A 19,540-nucleotide genomic window follows, 5' to 3' on the forward strand; every position below is an offset into this window, starting at 1 on the left:
GATGTGGAAACCACAGGAGAACATGTGATCAGGTTTGATCGCATCAATGTGGGCAGGGAAGGAATGTGGTTGGATATGATCCATTTTGTCCCAGAGGGAGATGAGCAGCTTTGGCCTAAGTTCTCCTTTGATGGTTCCTTGGTTTATCAGGAAGATTAAGGTCCCAAGATATTTTACCTAAAATCGTATAATTCAAATAGCAATGAAGATGATTAGAAAATATAAAAATTACCTGCTTGGTCTGTTTGCCCTTGGTCTGTTTTCCTGTGAGGACCAATGGGCAGCGCATAATGACGCTCCGCAGGACTTGAACAATAATTTGGTGCAAATGATCTACTCAGATGCAGATTTGAGCAGCTTTGCCTCTTTACTTGAAAAATCCGGATTGGATAAGCAGTTGGCATCGGGCTCTTACACGGTATGGGCCCCATCCAACGCCGCATTAGAAGAACTTCCTGAAAGCATTTCGGGAGATGATGATATGCTGAGGCTTTTTGTTGGGAATCATATTGGATACCAGGAGAGGTTGTCTTATCAGGCAGCAGAAGAACCTATTAGGGTAAAGATGCTCAATGGTAAGATCAGCTTATTGAGCGAAACCGGTATCCGTTCTGTGGATGAATCTGCTGGTTTTGAGTATGCTGACCGCTTAGCAAAGAATGGTGTGCTTTATAAGGTGGATAGTTATATGGTCCCAAAAAAGAATGTTTGGGAAATCGTGCAGGAAGAAAGTGATAATCCGGTCAGCCAACTGATCATGGAAATGTCAGAGACCGATCCTATCAGCATGGAGACGAGTAATTATTATCGGTATGAAATAGCTGATTTAAGCGTGGAGGATTCTACTTATACCTTGATCATGTTGGATGAATCTGCTTTTGAGGCTTATAAGGGAGAAATGAAACCTTATTTTAAGGATACCATGCCGGAGGATTTTATGTCCAAAGCCTTCAAAGTCGGTTTAGCAAAGGATTTACTTTCCATCACGGCCTATTATGATAATGTACCGGATACCCTATTGTCAGTGGATAGTGTAAAAGTGGCCTTCGATGCGGAGCATGTGCTTAGAAAAATCAACGCATCGAATGGTGTTGTGTATGTGATGGATGATTTTTCCTATAAATGGTCAGACAAAGTACCTGAAATCAAAATAGAAGGAGAGTTTTATGATGACATTTCGGGCAGTTCCGGGCCGGTGAATGTAAGGGCCAGAAGTTGGGCTTCGAATAAAAGGGACCTGTTGGTGATTAATCACAGTACTCCTTCCTACCATGTGACCTATAATGTCCCTCAGGCCCATTCCACCAAGTACAAGATCTATTGGAGGGCAAATAATGATAATTATATCCCAAGAAATAATTGGCAAAGCATTGCGATAGATTCAGTAAGCAATCTTCCATATGGGAATAAAATGGTAGGGATCAATGACCTATCCGAAGTATTTATTGGGGAACATGAAGTGCAGCACTATGGACAGCTTAAAGTGATCCTTAAGGCAGAAGCCAATTCCAATAATGACTGGAATTCCTTGGTTTTGGATTATTTACGCTTGGTTCCAGTATTTGAATAAACCCAAAATTAGAAATCGATGAAGCGAAAAAATATACAGAAATTTTGTACCGCTGCCCTGGCACTTCAAATGGGCTTTGCAGGAGCATTATTTGCCCAAGAAGTTGAGGAAGTGCAGGAAGTAAAAGTGCAGCCCAATCAAAAATCCATGTACCTAGCTGAGCAAATCAACGGTAAGGTGATATCCAAAAGAACCGGGGAACCGCTAGAAGGAATTGGTATAGCCTATAAAGACCTATCAGCTACCTTTTCCAACTCCAACGGGGAGTTTGAGCTGATGGTACCTTCATTTAGTACTACTATCCAAATCAATTTTGGGGACCTTATAGTGAAGGAAATCCCTTTGAATGGCAGGAGTAGTTTGGATATTGAACTGAGTGATTTGGAATTGGCAAAGGCAGGAGGGAATTATGCCCAATTGCCTTATGATAGCAGATTGAGCGAGCATATTACCGGATCAGTAAACGCCATAGACCTGACCGATGCTTGGAGGGGAAAAGCGAACAGTCCCGAGACGGCACTTCAGGGACAAGCAGCTGGTGTGAATATGATCAGGAGATCAGGCGCATTAGGGGTTGGGGCCAATACCTTTATACGTGGATTGGCTTCCTTAAATGCCGAAACACAGCCATTGGTGGTGGTGGATGGAATGATCTATGATATGAACCAGTATGAAGGTTCCATTTTGAATGGCTTTACTTCTAATCCCCTGTCTTTTATTGATATCAAGGACATCGATAAGGTGACATTTATCAAAGATGGTGGTTCCATCTATGGCACCAAGGGAGCCAATGGGGTGATTATGATCACTACAGCTAGGGCCAAAGACCTTACCACAAGAATTGATTTTCATACCTATGGAGGGGTAAATATCAGGCCCCAAAGTCTTCCTGTTATGGAAGCAGATGAGTACCGGCCTTATTTTTCAGAGATGCTGTCCAGTAGTGGACTTAGTACCAATGAGGTTTTGGCACACCGTTATATGAATGATATGCCGGATACATTGGGATATTATAATTATCATAATAATACCCAATGGCAAAATCAGGTGATGCGTAGCAGCTACGACCAGAATTATTTTATCAAGGTTTCTGGTGGGGACAATATTGCTACCTATTCCCTTTCTATGGGACATTTGAAAAGCCGGACTGTTATGGATGGTGAAACATTCTCCCGCTCCAATGTGCGCTTCAATGGTGATTTCCAGATTACAGAGAAGTTTACGGCGGGTACGAATATGGCTTTTTCATATGCACTGAATGATATGTACCAATATGGTTATGGGGTAGAAGATATCAGTCCCCTGAATTTGGGTTTGGTCAAATCACCATTTTTGGCCGCGAATATATATGATGAAGCAGGTAAGAAGTCGCCCAACCTAAGTGATTCCGATTCTTTGGGGATCAGTAATCCCAGGTCGATCATCGAAAACATGCAGGGACAGAACAGGCGCTTCCGTTTCTTTGGTTCTTATAATGCGAAGTATCAATTCAATGATCAATTCAGCCTTCAAAGTCTTTTTGGCCTGACCATTGACCAAAACAGGGAATCTTTCTTTGTGCCTGATCTGGGTGTGGAAGAAGAAATTTCTGGAAATGCCATCGTCAAGAACAGGATAGGTGGACAGATCCAAAGGTTGTTCAGTACCTATAGTGATACGCGTTTTGATTATAACAATACCTATGGTTATCAGCATCACTTGAATGTGGGGCTGGGCTTCCGATATAACAAAAGCAATTTGGAGGAAGATACCGGTTTGGCCTTTAACTCAGGTACTGATGACTTTATTACACTGGGCTCAGGTGTTGTTTCCCTGAACCAAAATTATGGAAATGTAGGTGAGTGGATTTGGATGAGCTATTATTTGGATGCCAGCTATGATTACCTCAGCAAATATTTCTTGGATGTGAAAGTGGCTGTGGATGGCTCTTCCCGTTTTGGAACAGCTGCTCAGGACGGAATAAGTCTGTTTGGACATCAGTTTGGGGTATTTCCATCTGTTCAAGGAGCTTGGTTGCTTTCTTCGGAGGATTTTATGGCCAATAGCCGTCTGGACCTTTTAAAGCTGCGCTTGAGCTATAGCCAAACCGGGAATGACGGAATTGGTAACTATCAACAATACCAGTTATACAAGGGGGCGAATGTAATAGCTGTACAAGGTTTGGTGCGTTCAAACCTGGCCAATAAGGAAATCCAGTGGGAAAGCAATCGTAAGCTCAATGCAGGATTTGATCTTGCCACTGCCAACCGTGTTTTTGGCCTAAGTGTGGATGTTTATCAAAACACCATTTCCAATATGCTGACCTATCAGCCATTGAGAACGGTCACTGGACTGGATTACTACTTGGCAAATGACGGAGAAATGGTGAATAGCGGTATCGATCTAGGACTTAGTTCCCGGGTATTGGACAGGGAAGTGAAATTAGAGCTTGGACTTCAAGTAGGAAAATACCTCAATGAAATCAAGGCGCTTCCTTATGATCAGCGGGTAACACCTGTAGCAGGTGGGGAGACCCTCACCACTGTGGGAGAAGCTGCCAATGTATTTTATGGTTATCAGACAGCGGGTGTTTATAGTAGTTCAGAAGCTGCAGCATCAGCGGGGCTGAGTACTATAGGGGTAGATGGAGAGCAAGTGTTTTTTGGTGCAGGAGATGTGATGTTTGTAGACCAGAATGGGGACAAGGTCATAGATGAAATGGATAAGACCATCATCGGGGATCCCAATCCTGATTTCTTCGGGGCCTTTACTGCCCATGCCAGCTATAAGCGTTTTACTTTTGATGCTGCCTTTACTTTCTCTTATGGAAATGATATTTATAATTATCAAAGGCAACAGTTGGAAAGCATGTCAGGATACGAAAACCAATTGATCAGTGTAAGGAACCGATGGAGAGCAGAAGGCCAGGCAACTGATATGCCGAGGTTGGCTTATGGTGATCCGGCAGGAAACAGTCGTTTTTCTGATCGATGGATAGAAGATGGTTCCTATTTGAGGCTAAAAACAGTGAATATCAGCTATGATATCCCGGTGGACGGAAAGATTATCAAAAATGTCAATGTTTATGCCGCTGGACAGAACCTGTTTACCTTGACGGATTACTTGGGCTATGATCCTGAGTTCAGTTATACCAGAAGCATATTTGGTCAAGGTGTGGATATGGGATTACTTCCACAGTTCAGCAGTGTACTCTTGGGACTTAAAATCGGATTGTAATCATGCAAAAGTTAACAAGAATCTTAACAGCCCAGAATATGAAATCGATAAAAGGTTTATTCAATAGCTATATAATGGCGGCAGTGTTTGGAGCAGGATTTTTTTCCTGTTCTGACATGCTGGAGGTGGAGCCAACTGCAGAATTGGAAAAGGAACAATATTACCAAAATGAATTGGATGCAGATGTGGCTGTCATGGGAGTGTATGGTCAGCTGATGGGATTGGCTGAGCAGTATGTGGTACTCAATGAGGTGCGGGCGGATTTGATGGAGCCTACCATGATGGCAGAGCAAGACCTGATGGATCTTAGTAACCATAGTGTGGTAGCTTCTGATCATAATAAATATGCAGATCCCAAGCCTTTTTATAGGGTCATCTTAAACTGTAATGATGTGCTGGAGGGGCTAAAGAAGATGCGGGATGAAAACAGGCTGACCGAAGAGCAGTTTAATCAGCGGTATTCTGATATTGGAGCGGTACGTTCTTGGGTTTATCTACAATTGGGAATTCATTTTGGGGCCGTACCTTATGTGACCAAAAGTTTAGAAAGCATAGAGGATGTGAATAATCCCTTGTTATTTCCAAAGTTGAACTTTCCTGATTTGATTGATGAATTGGTCGAATTTATGGAAAACGTACCTTATTTGGACCGGTATCCTTCCAATATTGGATTGGTAGGCACTTCCAATGGTTATGGCATTGATCGGTATTTTGTGCCCAAGCGGGTGCTTTTGGGAGATTTGTATTTGTGGCAGGGGAGCTATACCCAGGCAGCTGAGATGTACCGCTATATTATGGAGACTGCTACCAGGGACTTTGCTGCAAGTGGGGAATTTTACAATAACCTCCGTATAGGTTGGGGAGGTGCTGGTGATTTTGATGTCAGGTATGATAAAGAAAATGATATTAGGTCATTGATCAATAGTCCTTCAGCGGGCTGGAAACATATCTTTGGCATTGCCTCCAATGAAAGGTACGAAAAACAAGTTTGGGTTTGGGCCATGCATTTCGGCAGTGACTTTGCCCCTAAGTACCCATTTATCAGGCTGTTTGCCAATTCAGGAGAAGGCGAATACCAGTTGAAGCCTTCCCAATCCGTGATGGACTTATGGAACAGTGAGGTTCAGTTTAACAATTTTGAGTTTGATGCAAGGGGAGTGCTATCGACAGAAAATATGGAAAGCCCCCAACCAGAAGTGGGTAAATACACGGTCAATTATGATCCGATTACAGGGCCATTGGAAGAAGAGGGCAAATGGATGCTCGAACGGGCAGCCTCCATTCATTTGAAATTTGCAGAAGCAGCCAACAGGGATAACCTGGAAGATATCAGTAAGTTATCCAGGGCCATAGTCAATCAAGGAATACCTGGAGCATATAGACCAGAAGGCTTTTCCGGGGACGATGTGACAGAAATCATGAACACCCTATTTTATCCTCATCCATATGATTTTGATGGAAGGCAAGGTGATTTTCCTAGGTATAGGGGAAGCTGGTACCGTCATATCGGGATCAGGGGAAGAGCTTACCTGCCGCCTAAGGAACTTCCTGAAGAGGTTGAGTTTGTGCAAGAAGAAAAAGATTGGACAGAAGATTTGATCATCGATGAAATGGCCCAGGAGTTGGCATTTGAAGGGCACCGTTGGCCACAGCTGCTGAGGATAGCGATGAGAAGAGATCCATCTGTATTGGCCGACAGGGTATATGCCAAGATGTCCCAGTCCAATAATCCTGAAGCTGTTTCCAGGGCTGCAGGCGTCAGGTCAAAGTTAATGAGTGGAGATTGGTTTTTGCCATTTCATTGGGAGGAGTAAAGAGGGGGACATAAAGCCTTCTCAGGTTTTCAAAACCTGACAGGGCTGCATTGTCAGATTGGTCTGAAGAAAATTCAATTTAAAAAGAACAATAAATCATGTTAACCCACATTTGGAGCAATGGCAAGGTCTTAGGCATTGTCGTTCTATTAACCTTAAATACTTACCCATTTTTTACCTTAGCCCAACAAGCACGTCAAATGGAAGCATTGGACAGGGGGCTCGTGGCTATTCCTGCTGAAGAAGGTGGGGGGAATTTTGTGAGCTGGCGAGTGCTTGGGACCGATCCAGAGGATATCTGTTTTAACTTATACCGGATTTCTGACTCTGGAGATAAGACGAAGCTCAATGCAAGTCCACTGGACAAAGCCAGCAGTTTTTTGGACCAGTCAGCGACTGAAAAAGGGCTAAGCTATGAGGTAAAGGCGGTCCTTGATGGCAAGGAACAGCAAGGATCAGGTTCCAAGGCTGCTTGGGATAAAAATTACCTCTCCATTCCACTGCAAACACCGACAGGGTATATGCCCAATGATGCTTCGGTTGGCGATCTCAATGGAGATGGCCAATATGAAATCATCATTCACCAAGCGGGGAAAACCCATGACAATTCCCATAAGGGTTTGACAGATCCTCCTATCCTTCAGGCTTATACCCTGGAAGGGGAGATGCTTTGGGAAATCAATTTGGGTAAGAATATCAGGGATGGTGCCCATTATACTCAGTTTATGGTTTATGATCTGGATGGGGATGGAAGGGCAGAAGTGGCCTGCAAGACAGCTGATGGCAGCGTGGATGGTATGGGGACCGTGATAGGTGACCCAAATGCTGATTGGCGCAATGAAGATGGTTATATCCTGCAAGGACCGGAGTACTTGACCATTTTTGATGGGCTTAGTGGCAAAGCACTGGCCACTACAGATTATATTCCTCCCAGATATCCTGGGAAATTAAATCCAAGTACTGAAGAATTGAAGTCCTTATGGGGTGATGGTTATGGCAATCGTATGGATCGGTTTTTAGCAGGTATAGCCTACCTCGATGGAGAACGGCCCAGTTTGATCATGACTCGTGGATACTATACCAGGACGGTTTTGGCTGCCTGGAATTGGCGGGACGGAGAATTGTCTGAAGTATGGACATTTGACAGTGAGGATGGAGATCCTGCGCATAAGCCTTACGGAGGCCAAGGTTACCATAGCTTATCGGTGGGAGATATAGATGAAGATGGGAAAGATGAAATTGTATTTGGGGCCATGGCCATCGATGATGATGGATCTGGTCTATACACGACAGGCTTGGGACATGGAGATGCGCTGCACCTATCGGATATTGACCCTGAGCGTCCTGGGATGGAGGTATTTGGTATTCATGAGCATGTAAGACATGAGCATGGAGCGAACCTTAGGGATGCGGCTACAGGAGAAATTATTTGGTCTTATCCTTCTCCAGATGTGGGGCGCGGATTGGCCATTGATATAGATCCACGCTATCAAGGTTATGAATGCTGGGCTTCTGGAGAGGGGCTAAGCGGATTGTGGAATGTAAAAGGTGAAATGATTTCGGCCCATAAACCTCGGTCCTGCAATATGGGGATTTGGTGGGATGGTGATTTGCTACGTGAGATCCTTAATGGTGTGGATATTGATAAGTGGGATTTTGAAAATGAGCGTTCGGTAAGGATTTTTACGGGTGAGGACTACCGGATGGCCAAAAATAACGGTACTAAGTCCAATCCCGCCTTATGTGCAGATATCTTGGGAGATTGGCGGGAAGAATTAATCGGGAGGACTGCGGATGGTAGTGAGTTGCGTATCTTTAGCAGCACTGTTCCTACCGAATTCCGTTTTTATACCTTGATGCATGATCCTGTTTATCGCTTGAGTATAGCATGGCAAAATGTGGGTTATAACCAACCTGCCCATACAGGCTTTTATTTGGGAGCCGGAATGGCCAAGCCCAATCGCCCCTTGATCAGGGTGAATGATTGAGCGGGAAGTAGGGGGGATTGATGAATTGTTGAACTGTCGAACTGATGAACTGTCGAATTGAGGGATTGGAGAATCGGGAATGGAGAATATGGTTAATGGTTAACTGGTTAATTGTTTGGGGGTGGGGAATGGGAAGTGGTTAAGGGTTAATTAGTTAAGTGTTTAGGGGGCGGGAATTGAAAATGTCTGGTTATTTTGGTTCCAAATTGTAGGTTAGGGTGTTCAACCTTTTTCGGATGTTTTTTAACTGAAAAGAGGGCTAAACCCAGCTTTACCCTAGCTTTGATGCAGCTTTGCCCCAGCTTTGATGTGGCTTTGATGTGGGGTTGTTGAACTGTTGAGCTGAGGGATTGGAGAATTGGGAATGGGGAATTTAGGAATGGGGAATTTAGGAATGGTTAATGGTTAACTGGTTAATTGTTTGGGGGTGGGGAATGGGAAGTGGTTAAGGGTTAATTAGTTAAGTGTTTAGGGGGCGGGAATTGAAAATGTCTGGTTATTTTGGTTCCAAATTGTAGGTTAGGGTGTTCAACCTTTTTCGGATGTTTTTTAACTGAAAAGAGGGCTAAACCCAGCTTTACCCTAGCTTTGATGCAGCTTTGCCCCAGCTTTGGTATGGCTTTGATGTGGGGTTGTTGAACTGTTGAGCTGAGGGATTGGAGAATTGGGATTTGGGATTTGGGAATGGTTAAGGGTTAACTGGTTAATTGTTGGGGTAGTAAGGACGGAGGGGTAATGGTTAAATCATGTTTTCAACTGTTTAAGAGGTTTGTTCTGCCTTTAATCGCACCAATGTGGAATTGAAAATGAGTTAACTTTGCCAATGTTTAAAACATTGGCAAAGTTCTCGTAATTGGAATAAATGGAATTTAGCTGTGGGTATTGGCGGAATTATTTAGTGCTTAGTTAATGGCTTTTGTTATGATGTGGGAAGTTCTAATTGTTACCTAAAAACACCTTCGGAAGTGGGAACAAAGAGGAGATATACAGGGAACATCAAGGAGACATCGTGGGAACATCTAGGGAACGTCCAAATTTTATTTGGTGTATTTTTTTAAAAAAGGTTTGGCTATGGAAACTCCCAGTACTATACTACGCCTCGTTAAGGGGACGTTTTTTGGGATATGTTTTTAGGAAATGTGCTATTCTTGAGGCGGGTTTGAGATAGCTTATGTGGTGTGTTTTTTAGTATTATATATAAGGGATAGTAAATAAGTACAAGCAATTATATATTGGTTTTGCCATATAGTGAGAGGATTTTTTGGATAAGTACTACACTAGGTGACGACTATACAATGTACGTCTAATCCCTGCTAGAGGGCAATTTATGAGCGGTGTGGGAAATATCAATCCATAAGACCTAAACAATAATTTTCAGAGAAAAAAGGATAAATACTTGCGTAGCCAAATAACTTCATTTAATTTGTAGTCAAATAACTACGTAATGAAATTAAGAAGAGACATATTTCAAGCTATTTCCGACCCTACAAGACGAGCAATTTTAGTTTTGCTTACCTCACAAGCTATGACCGCAGGAACTATTGCTGAAAACTTTGATGCAGCAAGGCCAACGATTTCAAAGCATATTCAAATTTTAAACGAATGTGAGCTTGTAGAAGCCAAGCAACAAGGGAGAGAAATCTACTATGCACTGAAAATTGAAAAAATGAAGGAAATAGATAGATGGTTGGAACAGTTCAGAAAAATATGGGAAAATCGTTTTGACCAACTTGACAATTTATTATCAACACTAAAAAGCAAAAAAAATGAAGAGTAGTTTGCTATTTGATTTTACTGTAGATAGAGAAACCAATACCATTCACATAAAACGTGAATTTGATGCTAATCTCGGATTGGTATGGGATGCGTGGACAATACCTGAATTATTAAATGAATGGTGGGCACCTAGACCATATCACATTGAAACAAAATCATTGGATCTTAGAGTAGGTGGAATGTGGCTTTATGCAATGGTAAGCCCAGAAGGTGAAAAAATGTGGTGCAAAGCTGATTATAAAGCCATTGAACCAAAGAAAATACTGTCTTGGCTAGATGCCTTTTGTGATGAGGACGGAATTGAAAATACCACTAAACCACGTTCCTTATGGACGAACAGTTTCACACAAAAAAGTGGGATTACAATGGTAGTCATCACCTTAAAACACGAAAAATTGGAAGACATAGAACAAATGATTGCAATGGGCTTTAAGGAAGGTCTTACAATGGCATTAGGAAATCTTGATGAATTACTACTAACACTTAAAGACATATGATATGAAAAGCAATTTGCTATTTGACTTTACTGTTGATAAAAAAACAAGTACCGTTTTCGTAAACCGGGAATTTGATGCAGCACAAGCTATGGTTTGGGATGCTTTTACAAAACAGGAGCTCCTTGACCGATGGTGGGCACCACAGCCTTGGAAATCAAGAACAAAGTATATGAACTTTGAAGAAGGTGGGCGAAGATTTTATGCTATGGTTAGCCCTGAAGGAGAGGAACATTGGTCCATTCAGGACTTTACTTCAATTTCCCCAAAGGACAATTTCCAATTCAAGGATGCTTTTGCTGACAAGGATGAAAACATCAACGAACAATTTCCCTCTGCAAAGTGGAACCTGGACTTTAGTGAAAAACAAAGTATTACAACAGTGGAAATTTCCATTAAACACGAGAAACTTGAAGATCTTGAAATGCACATACAAATGGGCTTCAAAGAGGGGTTTACGGCAACATTAGATCATTTGGCGGAAATATTATCCACTCATAAACATTAAGACAATGAAAAAGAAAGCAATCATTTTTTGGACGGCCATTATTATCATAGCACTTTGGGAAGGTGTTATGCCGTTGAGTACTTGGATTTTTGCACCGGAGTATATGACTGTTGGAACAAAAGCTTTGGGGTATCCTGATTATTTTGCTTACGCATTGGTCATAGCAAAAGTCCTTGGGGTTATTGCAATCACTTTCCCCAAAACACCTGAAAAGCTAAAAGAGTGGGCTTATGCAGGACTTTCATTTAATTTAATTTTTGCATTCATTAGCCATGCTTTTGTCGATAAAAACTTAGGGTATATGCTCATGCCCTTGGTATTCTTGGGCATTCTTGCACTATCCTACTATTACAAAAACAACATTCAAGCAATGAATTTAAAATAGAAATAAAATGGTAAAACAGATCTTCATCAATTTAGCGGTAAAAGATGTGGACAAATCCATGGGGTTTTACACAGCATTGGGATTTACCAACAATCCTCAATTTTCAGACGACACCACAAAATGTATGGTGTGGAGCGACACCATTTTTGTAATGTTAATGGAACATGAAAAGTTTTCAGGCTTTATTACCAAACCGATAGCCGACACCAAAGCGAATATAGCAGGGCTTTTTTCATTATCTGTCGATAGTGTAAGTGAAATGAATGAAATCCTGGAAAACGGTTTAAAGGCAGGGGGGATTGAACCAAATGAATTAAGGGATTATGGTTTTATGCAACAGCGGACAATTGAAGATTTTGACGGGCACACTTGGGAGGTATTCCATATGGATATGTCAAAAGCGCCAACTGAATAAATAGACGCAAAAATAACTATATGTTTTCTGGCAGCTTGGTAAGTGGCTCAGCCCTCATAATATAGAAAAGCTCCATTATTGGGGTCAACTGTATTAAGAGGTTTGGGCTTTCTTATTGGTGAGCTTGGTCTTTGCTACTATTTTTCCATTTCACCTCATTGATGTGGAGCAATCACTTAGATGTCCAGGCAATTTTTAGTTAAGCCTAAGGAGGTATAAACCCAATAGCCGGTAGTGGTAAAGAGGAGATAGAGTGGGAAAGACCGGATTTTATCTGGTGGTTTTGGAAGATAAAGGTGGTGTAAATGGTCAGAAGGGCATCATAACTTGGTAATGGCCTTTTCTAAAATTGCTTTTACCTGAAGCTTTAAACTTTCAGGTTCAATTATTTTGGCATAATCTGAAAAAACAATATACCATCTCGAAAAACCGTGTTTGATATAGGGTGTCATGAATGTCATTTCCACTTGGTTTCCTTTGACTTTCTCGGAGACAAAACCATATTGCATTTTACTATTGTTTATATAGCGTACTACACTTTTATCAATGGTGATCACTACTTTAGTTTTTGGTATATCTTCATGCTGGCTGCGGTATTCATCCAAGGAAATGTGTTCTCTGGTAAAATTATGTGGGGTAGATCTAATGGCCTGCATCCTATCGGTCCTGAACTGCCTATAATCGTTTCTCAAATGACAAAAAGCCAATACATACCAAAAGCCTGATTCATGATATATCCCTACTGGTTCAACTAAACGTTCGGAAGGTGATTCGCTATTTAAGGCTTGGTATTTTAGAAATACCTGTCTTTTTTCAGCGATACTTTCAAACAAGGTTTCAAGGGCATTGGGTAAACTGTCATTAAACAATTTATTGGTAGGGTCAACCAAGATTTGTGATTCCAGGGCAGAAATCCAATCTTTTTCTCGACCGCGCAAAACAGATTTCAGCTTTATCATGGCGGATTCGTAGTAATTGCCCAAGGATTTGTCCACGAATTTCTGCATCAGTTTTTCGGCAGCCACAAAACTTCCCGCTTCTTCTCGGGTAAACATAACGGGCGGTAAACGGTATCCTTCCATAATGGAATAGCCAACTCCTGCCTCACTTATAATGGGTACACCGGAGGCTTCAAGCGTCCGTATATCTCGATAAATCGTGCGCAGGCTCACTTCAAATCGGTCAGCCAATTCTTGTGCCTTAACTATGTTTTTAGACTGTAGCTGAATAAGGATCGCTACAATTCTGTCAAAACGTTTTACCGTATCTAGTCCCATAATACCATAAGCTATTTCCCAAAGATAGGATTTCAGGCGAAAGTATGTTTTAAATATTGACTTCAACATGATGACTTCAGTGCATATGAGGTGCAAAGAAGCCTAGAGCAGGTGACAGGGGCATGTCAAGAGATGTTTACTAAATCTGCTGATGGCAATAAGCACAAATCCTTTGCTTAAGTGGTCAGAAGCCTGTCTAACTGCCAAGTATAACTGGGCTCAGGGGCAGTTGATACCTTTAACCCGGAATATCAATGTCGTTTAGTTAAGGGATTTTTTTAGGATTTATTTTTTCCTGCTGACACAAAGCTGTCACCTGCCCATTATAATTTTGATTGAAACAAAAAAACTACAGTTATGGAATCAAGAACAAACACATTATTAGCGCCGGTTATTACACCATCTGATCTATTGGCCCATTGGCAAGGTCACCGGGGATTAACCCGAAGGGTTATTGAAGCTTTTCCTGAAGAAGCTTTTTTTAATTACACTATAGGTGGCATGCGTAGTTTTGCTGATATGGTAATGGAGCTTTTGGCCATAGCAGGTCCAGGCATTAAGGAAATAGCTACTGGGGAGATCAGTAGCTTGGTTGAAGAAGTTGATCACGGCAATCAAAAGTCAAAAATTCTTGAACTTTGGGATGAAGCTACAGCTGAAATCAACACTTATTGGGCGCAGGTAAGGCCTGAGCAGTTTAAACAAAGCATTAAAGCCTTTGGGCAATATGAGGGGACTGTTTGGTCTTCCATCTTCTATTTTATAGATAATGAAATCCATCATCGGGGACAAGGATATGTCTATTTACGTGCTTTAGGTGTTGAACCTCCGTTCTTTTATGAGCGTTGATCCAAATCATTTGGAATGAAGACAGTTTTGGTATTTAAGACTTCCATTACAAAAAATAAGGAGGTAGCAATAGTGCAGGCCACATTAAACCGGTTGGTGGCTCAAAATGGCCGTTGGAACTTTGATTTGGAGGATTGCGACCATATTCTTCGGGTCGAGTCTCCAATGGTCCAAGCCGATACAGTTTTAAAAGCCATACAATATCATGGTTTTTATTGTGAAGAGCTTTTTTAACTATATGAGGTAACTGTTTGTCCCAAAAGGGTGGAGTATGGCGCTCCACCCTTTTGTCTTAGTAGTTTCTGTTGAGATGGAGTTGGGCTTAATCTGACAAGGATAGACAAATTTAAGTTTGAAATTATTCACCCCCCCAAGAAATATTGCTTGATCCCCAACTTTTAGGACTGATCCGTTATTAACAGGCTGCAATGGCTTTTTTTTGCAGCTATATTTTCCTCTGGACAGTGTTTTGGATAAGCTATTGAGTACCCTACTTCATGTTTTGGCATCAACTTAAGGCTCCGTTTTAGTGATTTCAATTTACCGTATTCAGACAAGTCCTTGCGTTTTTTTGAAAGCCTAAAAATGATATATTTGGATAGAGGTAAAACTTGGGTATTCCAGTTTAGAAATGGCAGTAAGGATAAATATACTATGAGAAAGTTAGTTGCTGTATTAAATATGACCCTTGATGGATTTTGCGATCATACTGCTGGCTTACCTGATAAAGAAATACATCAGCATTATACGCAATTATTAGGTGAGGGAGATGCCATCTTATATGGCAGGACTACGTATCAGCTTATGGAGTTTTGGCGGAGTCTCCTAGAAAATCCTTCTGAAGAGAAATCAATGAATGATTTTGCGCTAGCCATAGACAAAATCCCGAAAATAGTCTTTTCTGATACCATCAAAAATGTAGTATGGGAAAGTGCTACAATCGCACAGCGTGGGTTAAAAGAGGAAGTTTTGGTGCTCAAACAAGGGGCAGGTAAAGATATTTTTGTTGGTAGTCGTAGTTTAATCGTACAGCTATTAAAACTGAATTTAATCGATGAATTCCAGCTTTGTATCTATCCAGTTGTTGAGGGAAAAGGTTTACCATTATTTGAGGGCATAGAGGACAGGATTGTTTTTAAGCTCCTCAAGACTAAAACTTTTAATGGTGGTGCCATGATTCTCTATTATGAACCACAGAAGGCATAGTTAAGAATAAATAATTCATTTATATTGTGTCAGTTGGGTAGTTGATGAGTATGGTTTGGCATGTAAGCAGGTTTCTAATATTAGGGGCTGCTGTTATAATTGCCATTAATATGCCTTGGAGTAAAGATGTTTCTTAAGGCCTATCTTTTCTGGTTGGTGATTAATTTGATCTACTGATTTCAGAAAGAATATACGAATGAATACAAAAGAACATGATATGGTAAAAAGTAAAATTATTCCGAATTTATGGTTTGATAAAAACGCAAAGGAAGCTGCAGAATATTATGTAGCCATTTTTCCTGATGGGAAAATTTCAAATATCACCTATTATCCAAAAACAGCTGAAGAAGGTTTAGCAGAATTTCAAAAAGACTTTGCTGGTAAGGTACTTACGGTGGAATTTGAAATATTGGGAATGAAATTTATAGGTATCAATGCGGGACCACTGTTTAAGTTTAATGAATCCGTATCGTTCATGATCACTTGTAAAGACCAGGACGAAATTGATTATTATTGGGAGACGCTGACGGCTAATGGTGGTGAAGAGAGTGTCTGTGGTTGGTTAAAGGACAAGTATGGTTTGAGCTGGCAAGTTTGCCCTGAAGATTGGGAGGAGCTCAACAAAAGACCAGGAGCATTTAAAAAGATGATGGGCATGAAAAAGATCATTATTGCTGATTTTTAGAAGAAAATAAAATCCATTGCAATAGGGAGATTGAGAGTTGGAAGCAAGTATTTTCCTAATAACTGGACTGTGATGGCAGCTTTTTGGACAAGACTGTTTCCATGCATTTGAATATGACCAATGAATAAGTCATATTCAGCTTATTTTATAAAGTTCTTTAAGAGTGGAGTATAATAAAAGTAGGATATTATTACATCAGGATAGGAGCAGGATATTTAAACAATATGGTTGGTCCATTATGCTATATTATCGCTTGTAATGAATGTAGTCCGTAACTAAAGGTTCTAGTCCATGTAGCCTAAATTCAGACGCAATTTGTCCCCTATGATAAGTCGAATGGTTAATGATGTGGAAACAAATGTTCTGGATACTGTTTTCGAATATTTCACCTCTTGTGTTTTTGTAGGTACAATTCTCGTTTAAGTCAAATTTGCCAAGAATTTTCAAAGTATGTTCGTGATTTATCTTGTCAATGCGCTTTAAGTCTTTCGTGTCATGCAATTCCCAAACCCCAAAGGCTGGTTGTTCAGCATTAATTCTGTTGTTCCAAATTTGATGAGCATTCAAAAGATGATTAAATAACTTAACTGCTTTTTCAGGTGTATTGTCTGGTTGATCAGCGAAAATATCTGATAACTTTTGGTTGTAATGATGGCTATACTCCAATAATTCTTTAAAAAACTGTTTCATTATATCTGTTTTTATGTGGGATTCGGTTAATAGATAACGTAAAGCAGTATACTGGTGTTAGGTATACAGGAACTTTTAGCTTAATTTCTTAAGGCTAGGAAATATTGGACTATTGTTGATGGTCTTTATATCCGTTAAGTCAAGGCCATTGGGCCAGGCTATTTTGAGGTTATAGGGTATTTCTACCTGAAAAGTCAATCAGTAAATTATACGCTGTTTTATAAGGGGAATATTTCGGAGTTTTATCCCAACGAAAAGAAAAAGAACCATTTATCCCCTTTGTCATAAACCACACTCAAGCGGGAAAGGTGATGGAGGTCTTCTAACTTTTGAAGAGCTATGGGTACGGACAAATTCTACTGGCCGGTTGTTTTTGAACACAACAATAAAGTTTGTTGTGCGGTCAATGGCTACTTTGATTGAAAGGCCATTGGCAATTTTGTATGAGGGGACCAAGCCGAAAATCCCTAAAATCGAGTAGGCAACACCAATTTATTTTTAACTCTTAAATTTTTAACATCATGGGAATCAGTATCAGCATTATTGCAGGGCAGGACAAATCTGTTTGTAGTGTAAACGCAAGCGGAACCGTTCAGCATGTTATTACAGATGAAGAAAGGACAACGTTCAGGTTGGGCGACAAGCAGCTCAAGGATGCCGTCAAAGCCTACTTTGGCAAGTCACCAAATGATGCCTATCTCCACAGTCCCACTCCATGGGGAGACCTGTACAAAACCTACAGTTGGCCCCAGGTCAATATGGTATTGGTTGTTCAAAGTGCCGAAATACTTGGTATTACTTCAGAGCCAGTAATTGTAAAAACCCAGGAATTCACCAATGAGAGCAGCAAAAAGGGAACCTTCAATGTAGCCATCTCTGAATCTGTCAATAATACCACAAGTTCAAATTGGAGTGTAGGAGGCTCCCTTTCAGTGGGTCAGAAAATCACTTATGGAGTGGAATTTTTGGGAACAGGAGTGAAAGGAGAGACTTCTCTGTCCTATAGTCAATCATGGGGTACTGGAGGACAGGAGTCCAAATCTATTACGGTAGGATCGACTTCAGGTGTAAGCGTTCAGCTAGACCCTGGAGAATCTGTTTTGGCAGAACTTTCGGCTAGCAGGGGAGTGATGAAGGTTAGAATTCGCTATAACGCCTATTTGATCGGTAGTACGGCCATCAACTATAATCCAACCTATAAGGGGCACCATTTTTTTAGTTTGGGCATAGGGGGTGTCATGTCATCAGGGGGGATCTCAAATTCAATTCAATCCACCGAGGATATAGAGATAGGTTATTATTCCAATTCAAAAATTGAGCTTAAGGACAAGGTAAGCGGTAAACTAATGAGTGAAAGGGTGCTTGCCGATGAAGTGGGGGTATAATTGTTTAATTTAGTTATGGCAGGGGATTTTCCCCTGCTTTTCCATAGAGTTGCTTAGCCGAAAGCAAGTTAGAAAAAAACAATGATTGCGGTATTTGGCAGTCATCATGGGTGTCCCAATAGCAGACAACTACAAATTATCAGTAGGTGGAGCAAATTCCTATTCCTTATTATAGTTGCAATGTTCCTGTCTTTGTCTATTTGGGCACAGATATATGTGTTTGAGCCCTTCTTTTGGAGGGCTTTTTTTGTGGGCTTGGTAAAAATACTCCCTGTGGAGTATTTTTTTGTTTAAGGGGATTTAGTAGGTTTAGGAATTCGATCTTTTGGTCGATGTGAAATATTTCACAAGTTATAATAGGGTAGCACTTTTTTGGATAGAGGGGTATGGCATTAAAAAACTAGAATTGTTTGTGGATGACCCATTAATAAAATTGACCTCAGGTATTCCAAGCTAACGCAGGCAACGCGCTTAGTAAACCTTCGGTTTATAGATAAACAAGTTGTGGTGCATTTAAAAAAACAATACTGAAATACACTAAAAATGAACAATAAAATAATCAAACTTTTTTTGCGCTTCGCAATATCAATCGGATTTCTATCAGCAGTAGCGGACAGATTTGGAATCTGGGATAAAGAAGTTTCTGTTTGGGGAAACTGGGAAAATTTCTTGAATTACACAAAATTAATAAATCCCTGGTTCCCAGATTCGATAATTCCGCCAATAGGAACTTTAGCAACCGTTGCCGAAATTATCTTTGCATTTTTCTTGATAATCGGTTTTAAAACGGAACTGTTCGCAAAATTGAGTGGATTCCTATTGTTAGTATTTGCACTCTCAATGACTTTCTCAAGTGGAATAAAAGGAGCCTTTGACTATTCTGTTTTCAGTGCTTCTGCCGGAGCCTTTGCCTTGAGTTTAATGAAAGAGAAATATTTGGAATTGGACAATCTGATTTCTAAACAAAAAAACTGAACGAAAAATGAAAAATCGACACCATAATAACTAAGCATTCGTATGGCCGGAACGGCCGAACCCTCCAATGGCGGGCAGGCATGAATGCAGTGTTGAACGAGTGGTGCTGGGAAAGGGGTAATTATGGGGAAAGCTTTTTTTCCTAGTGGATAAAGGATGCCTCTTCATCCTCTCTAGGCGAAGTATGCTACTTCGCCTTAATATCCTGAGAATTTGTAAAGACAGAAGTACGACAACCTATGTCACTATTTTATTTTCAACCTTTTTTTTAGCTACCTTATTGAAAATTAATGTTTTAAACTTTAAA

18 protein-coding genes are annotated in these 19,540 nt (G+C 40.7%); 16 read left to right on the forward strand and 2 right to left on the reverse strand.

Annotated features, from left to right (window positions below):
- Positions 1–3 precede the first annotated feature (3 nt).
- The 10 genes from KZP23_RS15665 (at position 4) to KZP23_RS15710 (ending at position 12,166) form a co-directional block, all read left to right on the forward strand.
- Entirely contained in the window at positions 4–159 is a 156-nt protein-coding gene (locus KZP23_RS15665; RefSeq protein ID WP_226332730.1) for a hypothetical protein, read from the forward strand.
- A 43-nt stretch (positions 160–202) separates the two neighbouring features.
- A complete protein-coding gene (locus KZP23_RS15670) occupies positions 203–1,570 on the forward strand; it encodes a fasciclin domain-containing protein (RefSeq protein ID WP_226332731.1) in 1,368 nt (455 codons plus the stop codon).
- Between the two features lie 18 nt (positions 1,571–1,588).
- The gene (locus tag KZP23_RS15675; RefSeq protein ID WP_226332732.1) at positions 1,589–4,786 is read left to right on the forward strand and encodes a SusC/RagA family TonB-linked outer membrane protein; all 3,198 of its coding nucleotides are present in this window, start codon (positions 1,589–1,591) and stop codon (positions 4,784–4,786) included.
- 38 nt (positions 4,787–4,824) lie between these two features.
- On the forward strand, positions 4,825–6,600 hold the full coding sequence (locus tag KZP23_RS15680) for a RagB/SusD family nutrient uptake outer membrane protein (RefSeq protein WP_226332733.1): 1,776 nt from the start codon (positions 4,825–4,827) through the stop codon (positions 6,598–6,600).
- 98 nt (positions 6,601–6,698) lie between these two features.
- Entirely contained in the window at positions 6,699–8,588 is a 1,890-nt protein-coding gene (locus KZP23_RS15685; RefSeq protein WP_317198001.1) for a rhamnogalacturonan lyase, read from the forward strand.
- A gap of 1,444 nt (positions 8,589–10,032) precedes the next feature.
- Positions 10,033–10,365: a metalloregulator ArsR/SmtB family transcription factor gene (locus tag KZP23_RS15690; protein WP_226332734.1), complete on the forward strand. Its 333-nt coding sequence runs from the start codon at positions 10,033–10,035 to the stop codon at positions 10,363–10,365.
- On the forward strand, positions 10,355–10,861 hold the full coding sequence (locus tag KZP23_RS15695) for an SRPBCC family protein (RefSeq protein ID WP_226332735.1): 507 nt from the start codon (positions 10,355–10,357) through the stop codon (positions 10,859–10,861). The genes KZP23_RS15690 and KZP23_RS15695 overlap by 11 nt, the downstream gene beginning before the upstream one ends.
- A 1-nt stretch (position 10,862) precedes the next feature.
- Positions 10,863–11,366 (forward strand): SRPBCC family protein, encoded by a 504-nt coding sequence (locus KZP23_RS15700; RefSeq protein WP_226332736.1) that lies wholly within the window; start codon positions 10,863–10,865, stop codon positions 11,364–11,366.
- 4 nt (positions 11,367–11,370) lie between these two features.
- Positions 11,371–11,751 carry a DoxX family protein gene (locus KZP23_RS15705; protein WP_226332737.1) on the forward strand — a complete coding sequence of 127 codons (381 nt, stop codon included), beginning with the start codon at positions 11,371–11,373 and terminating at the stop codon, positions 11,749–11,751.
- A gap of 7 nt (positions 11,752–11,758) precedes the next feature.
- Positions 11,759–12,166 carry a VOC family protein gene (locus KZP23_RS15710; protein WP_226332738.1) on the forward strand — a complete coding sequence of 136 codons (408 nt, stop codon included), beginning with the start codon at positions 11,759–11,761 and terminating at the stop codon, positions 12,164–12,166.
- A gap of 320 nt (positions 12,167–12,486) precedes the next feature.
- Here the strand turns inward: KZP23_RS15710 and KZP23_RS15715 are convergent, their stop codons facing one another.
- Positions 12,487–13,512 carry a helix-turn-helix transcriptional regulator gene (locus KZP23_RS15715; RefSeq protein WP_226332739.1) on the reverse strand — a complete coding sequence of 342 codons (1,026 nt, stop codon included), beginning with the start codon at positions 13,510–13,512 and terminating at the stop codon, positions 12,487–12,489.
- A 288-nt stretch (positions 13,513–13,800) separates the two neighbouring features.
- On the opposite strand from KZP23_RS15715, the gene KZP23_RS15720 reads away from it, so the two are divergent.
- The 4 genes from KZP23_RS15720 (at position 13,801) to KZP23_RS15735 (ending at position 16,183) form a co-directional block, all read left to right on the forward strand.
- Positions 13,801–14,292, forward strand: a complete 492-nt coding sequence (locus tag KZP23_RS15720; protein WP_226332740.1) for a DinB family protein — start codon at positions 13,801–13,803, stop codon at positions 14,290–14,292.
- Between the two features lie 15 nt (positions 14,293–14,307).
- Positions 14,308–14,526, forward strand: coding sequence for a hypothetical protein (locus KZP23_RS15725; protein WP_226332741.1), 219 nt, complete (start codon positions 14,308–14,310; stop codon positions 14,524–14,526).
- Positions 14,527–14,886: 360 nt separating this feature from the next.
- Positions 14,887–15,498 carry a dihydrofolate reductase family protein gene (locus tag KZP23_RS15730; protein WP_226332742.1) on the forward strand — a complete coding sequence of 204 codons (612 nt, stop codon included), beginning with the start codon at positions 14,887–14,889 and terminating at the stop codon, positions 15,496–15,498.
- 196 nt (positions 15,499–15,694) lie between these two features.
- On the forward strand, positions 15,695–16,183 hold the full coding sequence (locus KZP23_RS15735) for a VOC family protein (protein WP_226332743.1): 489 nt from the start codon (positions 15,695–15,697) through the stop codon (positions 16,181–16,183).
- 246 nt (positions 16,184–16,429) lie between these two features.
- Here KZP23_RS15735 and KZP23_RS15740 read toward each other — a convergent pair whose 3' ends face one another.
- The gene (locus KZP23_RS15740) at positions 16,430–16,873 is read right to left on the reverse strand and encodes a DinB family protein (protein WP_226332744.1); all 444 of its coding nucleotides are present in this window, start codon (positions 16,871–16,873) and stop codon (positions 16,430–16,432) included.
- A 521-nt stretch (positions 16,874–17,394) separates the two neighbouring features.
- Between KZP23_RS15740 and KZP23_RS15745 the strand changes: the two genes are divergently transcribed.
- Positions 17,395–18,258 (forward strand): follicular epithelium yolk protein subunit, encoded by an 864-nt coding sequence (locus KZP23_RS15745; protein WP_226332745.1) that lies wholly within the window; start codon positions 17,395–17,397, stop codon positions 18,256–18,258.
- Between the two features lie 543 nt (positions 18,259–18,801).
- Complete coding sequence (locus KZP23_RS15750; RefSeq protein WP_226332746.1) at positions 18,802–19,233, forward strand: DoxX family protein; 432 nt, start codon at positions 18,802–18,804, stop codon at positions 19,231–19,233.
- The last annotated feature ends 307 nt before the right edge of the window (positions 19,234–19,540 follow it).

This window comes from Echinicola marina (assembly GCF_020463795.1).
Lineage (GTDB): Bacteria > Bacteroidota > Bacteroidia > Cytophagales > Cyclobacteriaceae > Echinicola > Echinicola marina.

Coding starts and splice junctions, on each gene's coding strand:
- KZP23_RS15670 (WP_226332731.1), top strand. CDS start 203: ATGAAGATGATTAGAAAATATAAAAATTACCTGCTTGGTCTGTTTGCC.
- KZP23_RS15675 (WP_226332732.1), top strand. CDS start 1,589: ATGAAGCGAAAAAATATACAGAAATTTTGTACCGCTGCCCTGGCACTT.
- KZP23_RS15680 (WP_226332733.1), top strand. CDS start 4,825: ATGAAATCGATAAAAGGTTTATTCAATAGCTATATAATGGCGGCAGTG.
- KZP23_RS15685 (WP_317198001.1), top strand. CDS start 6,699: ATGTTAACCCACATTTGGAGCAATGGCAAGGTCTTAGGCATTGTCGTT.
- KZP23_RS15690 (WP_226332734.1), top strand. CDS start 10,033: ATGAAATTAAGAAGAGACATATTTCAAGCTATTTCCGACCCTACAAGA.
- KZP23_RS15695 (WP_226332735.1), top strand. CDS start 10,355: ATGAAGAGTAGTTTGCTATTTGATTTTACTGTAGATAGAGAAACCAAT.
- KZP23_RS15700 (WP_226332736.1), top strand. CDS start 10,863: ATGAAAAGCAATTTGCTATTTGACTTTACTGTTGATAAAAAAACAAGT.
- KZP23_RS15705 (WP_226332737.1), top strand. CDS start 11,371: ATGAAAAAGAAAGCAATCATTTTTTGGACGGCCATTATTATCATAGCA.
- KZP23_RS15710 (WP_226332738.1), top strand. CDS start 11,759: ATGGTAAAACAGATCTTCATCAATTTAGCGGTAAAAGATGTGGACAAA.
- KZP23_RS15715 (WP_226332739.1), bottom strand. CDS start 13,512: ATGTTGAAGTCAATATTTAAAACATACTTTCGCCTGAAATCCTATCTT.
- KZP23_RS15720 (WP_226332740.1), top strand. CDS start 13,801: ATGGAATCAAGAACAAACACATTATTAGCGCCGGTTATTACACCATCT.
- KZP23_RS15725 (WP_226332741.1), top strand. CDS start 14,308: ATGAAGACAGTTTTGGTATTTAAGACTTCCATTACAAAAAATAAGGAG.
- KZP23_RS15735 (WP_226332743.1), top strand. CDS start 15,695: ATGAATACAAAAGAACATGATATGGTAAAAAGTAAAATTATTCCGAAT.
- KZP23_RS15740 (WP_226332744.1), bottom strand. CDS start 16,873: ATGAAACAGTTTTTTAAAGAATTATTGGAGTATAGCCATCATTACAAC.
- KZP23_RS15745 (WP_226332745.1), top strand. CDS start 17,395: ATGGGAATCAGTATCAGCATTATTGCAGGGCAGGACAAATCTGTTTGT.
- KZP23_RS15750 (WP_226332746.1), top strand. CDS start 18,802: ATGAACAATAAAATAATCAAACTTTTTTTGCGCTTCGCAATATCAATC.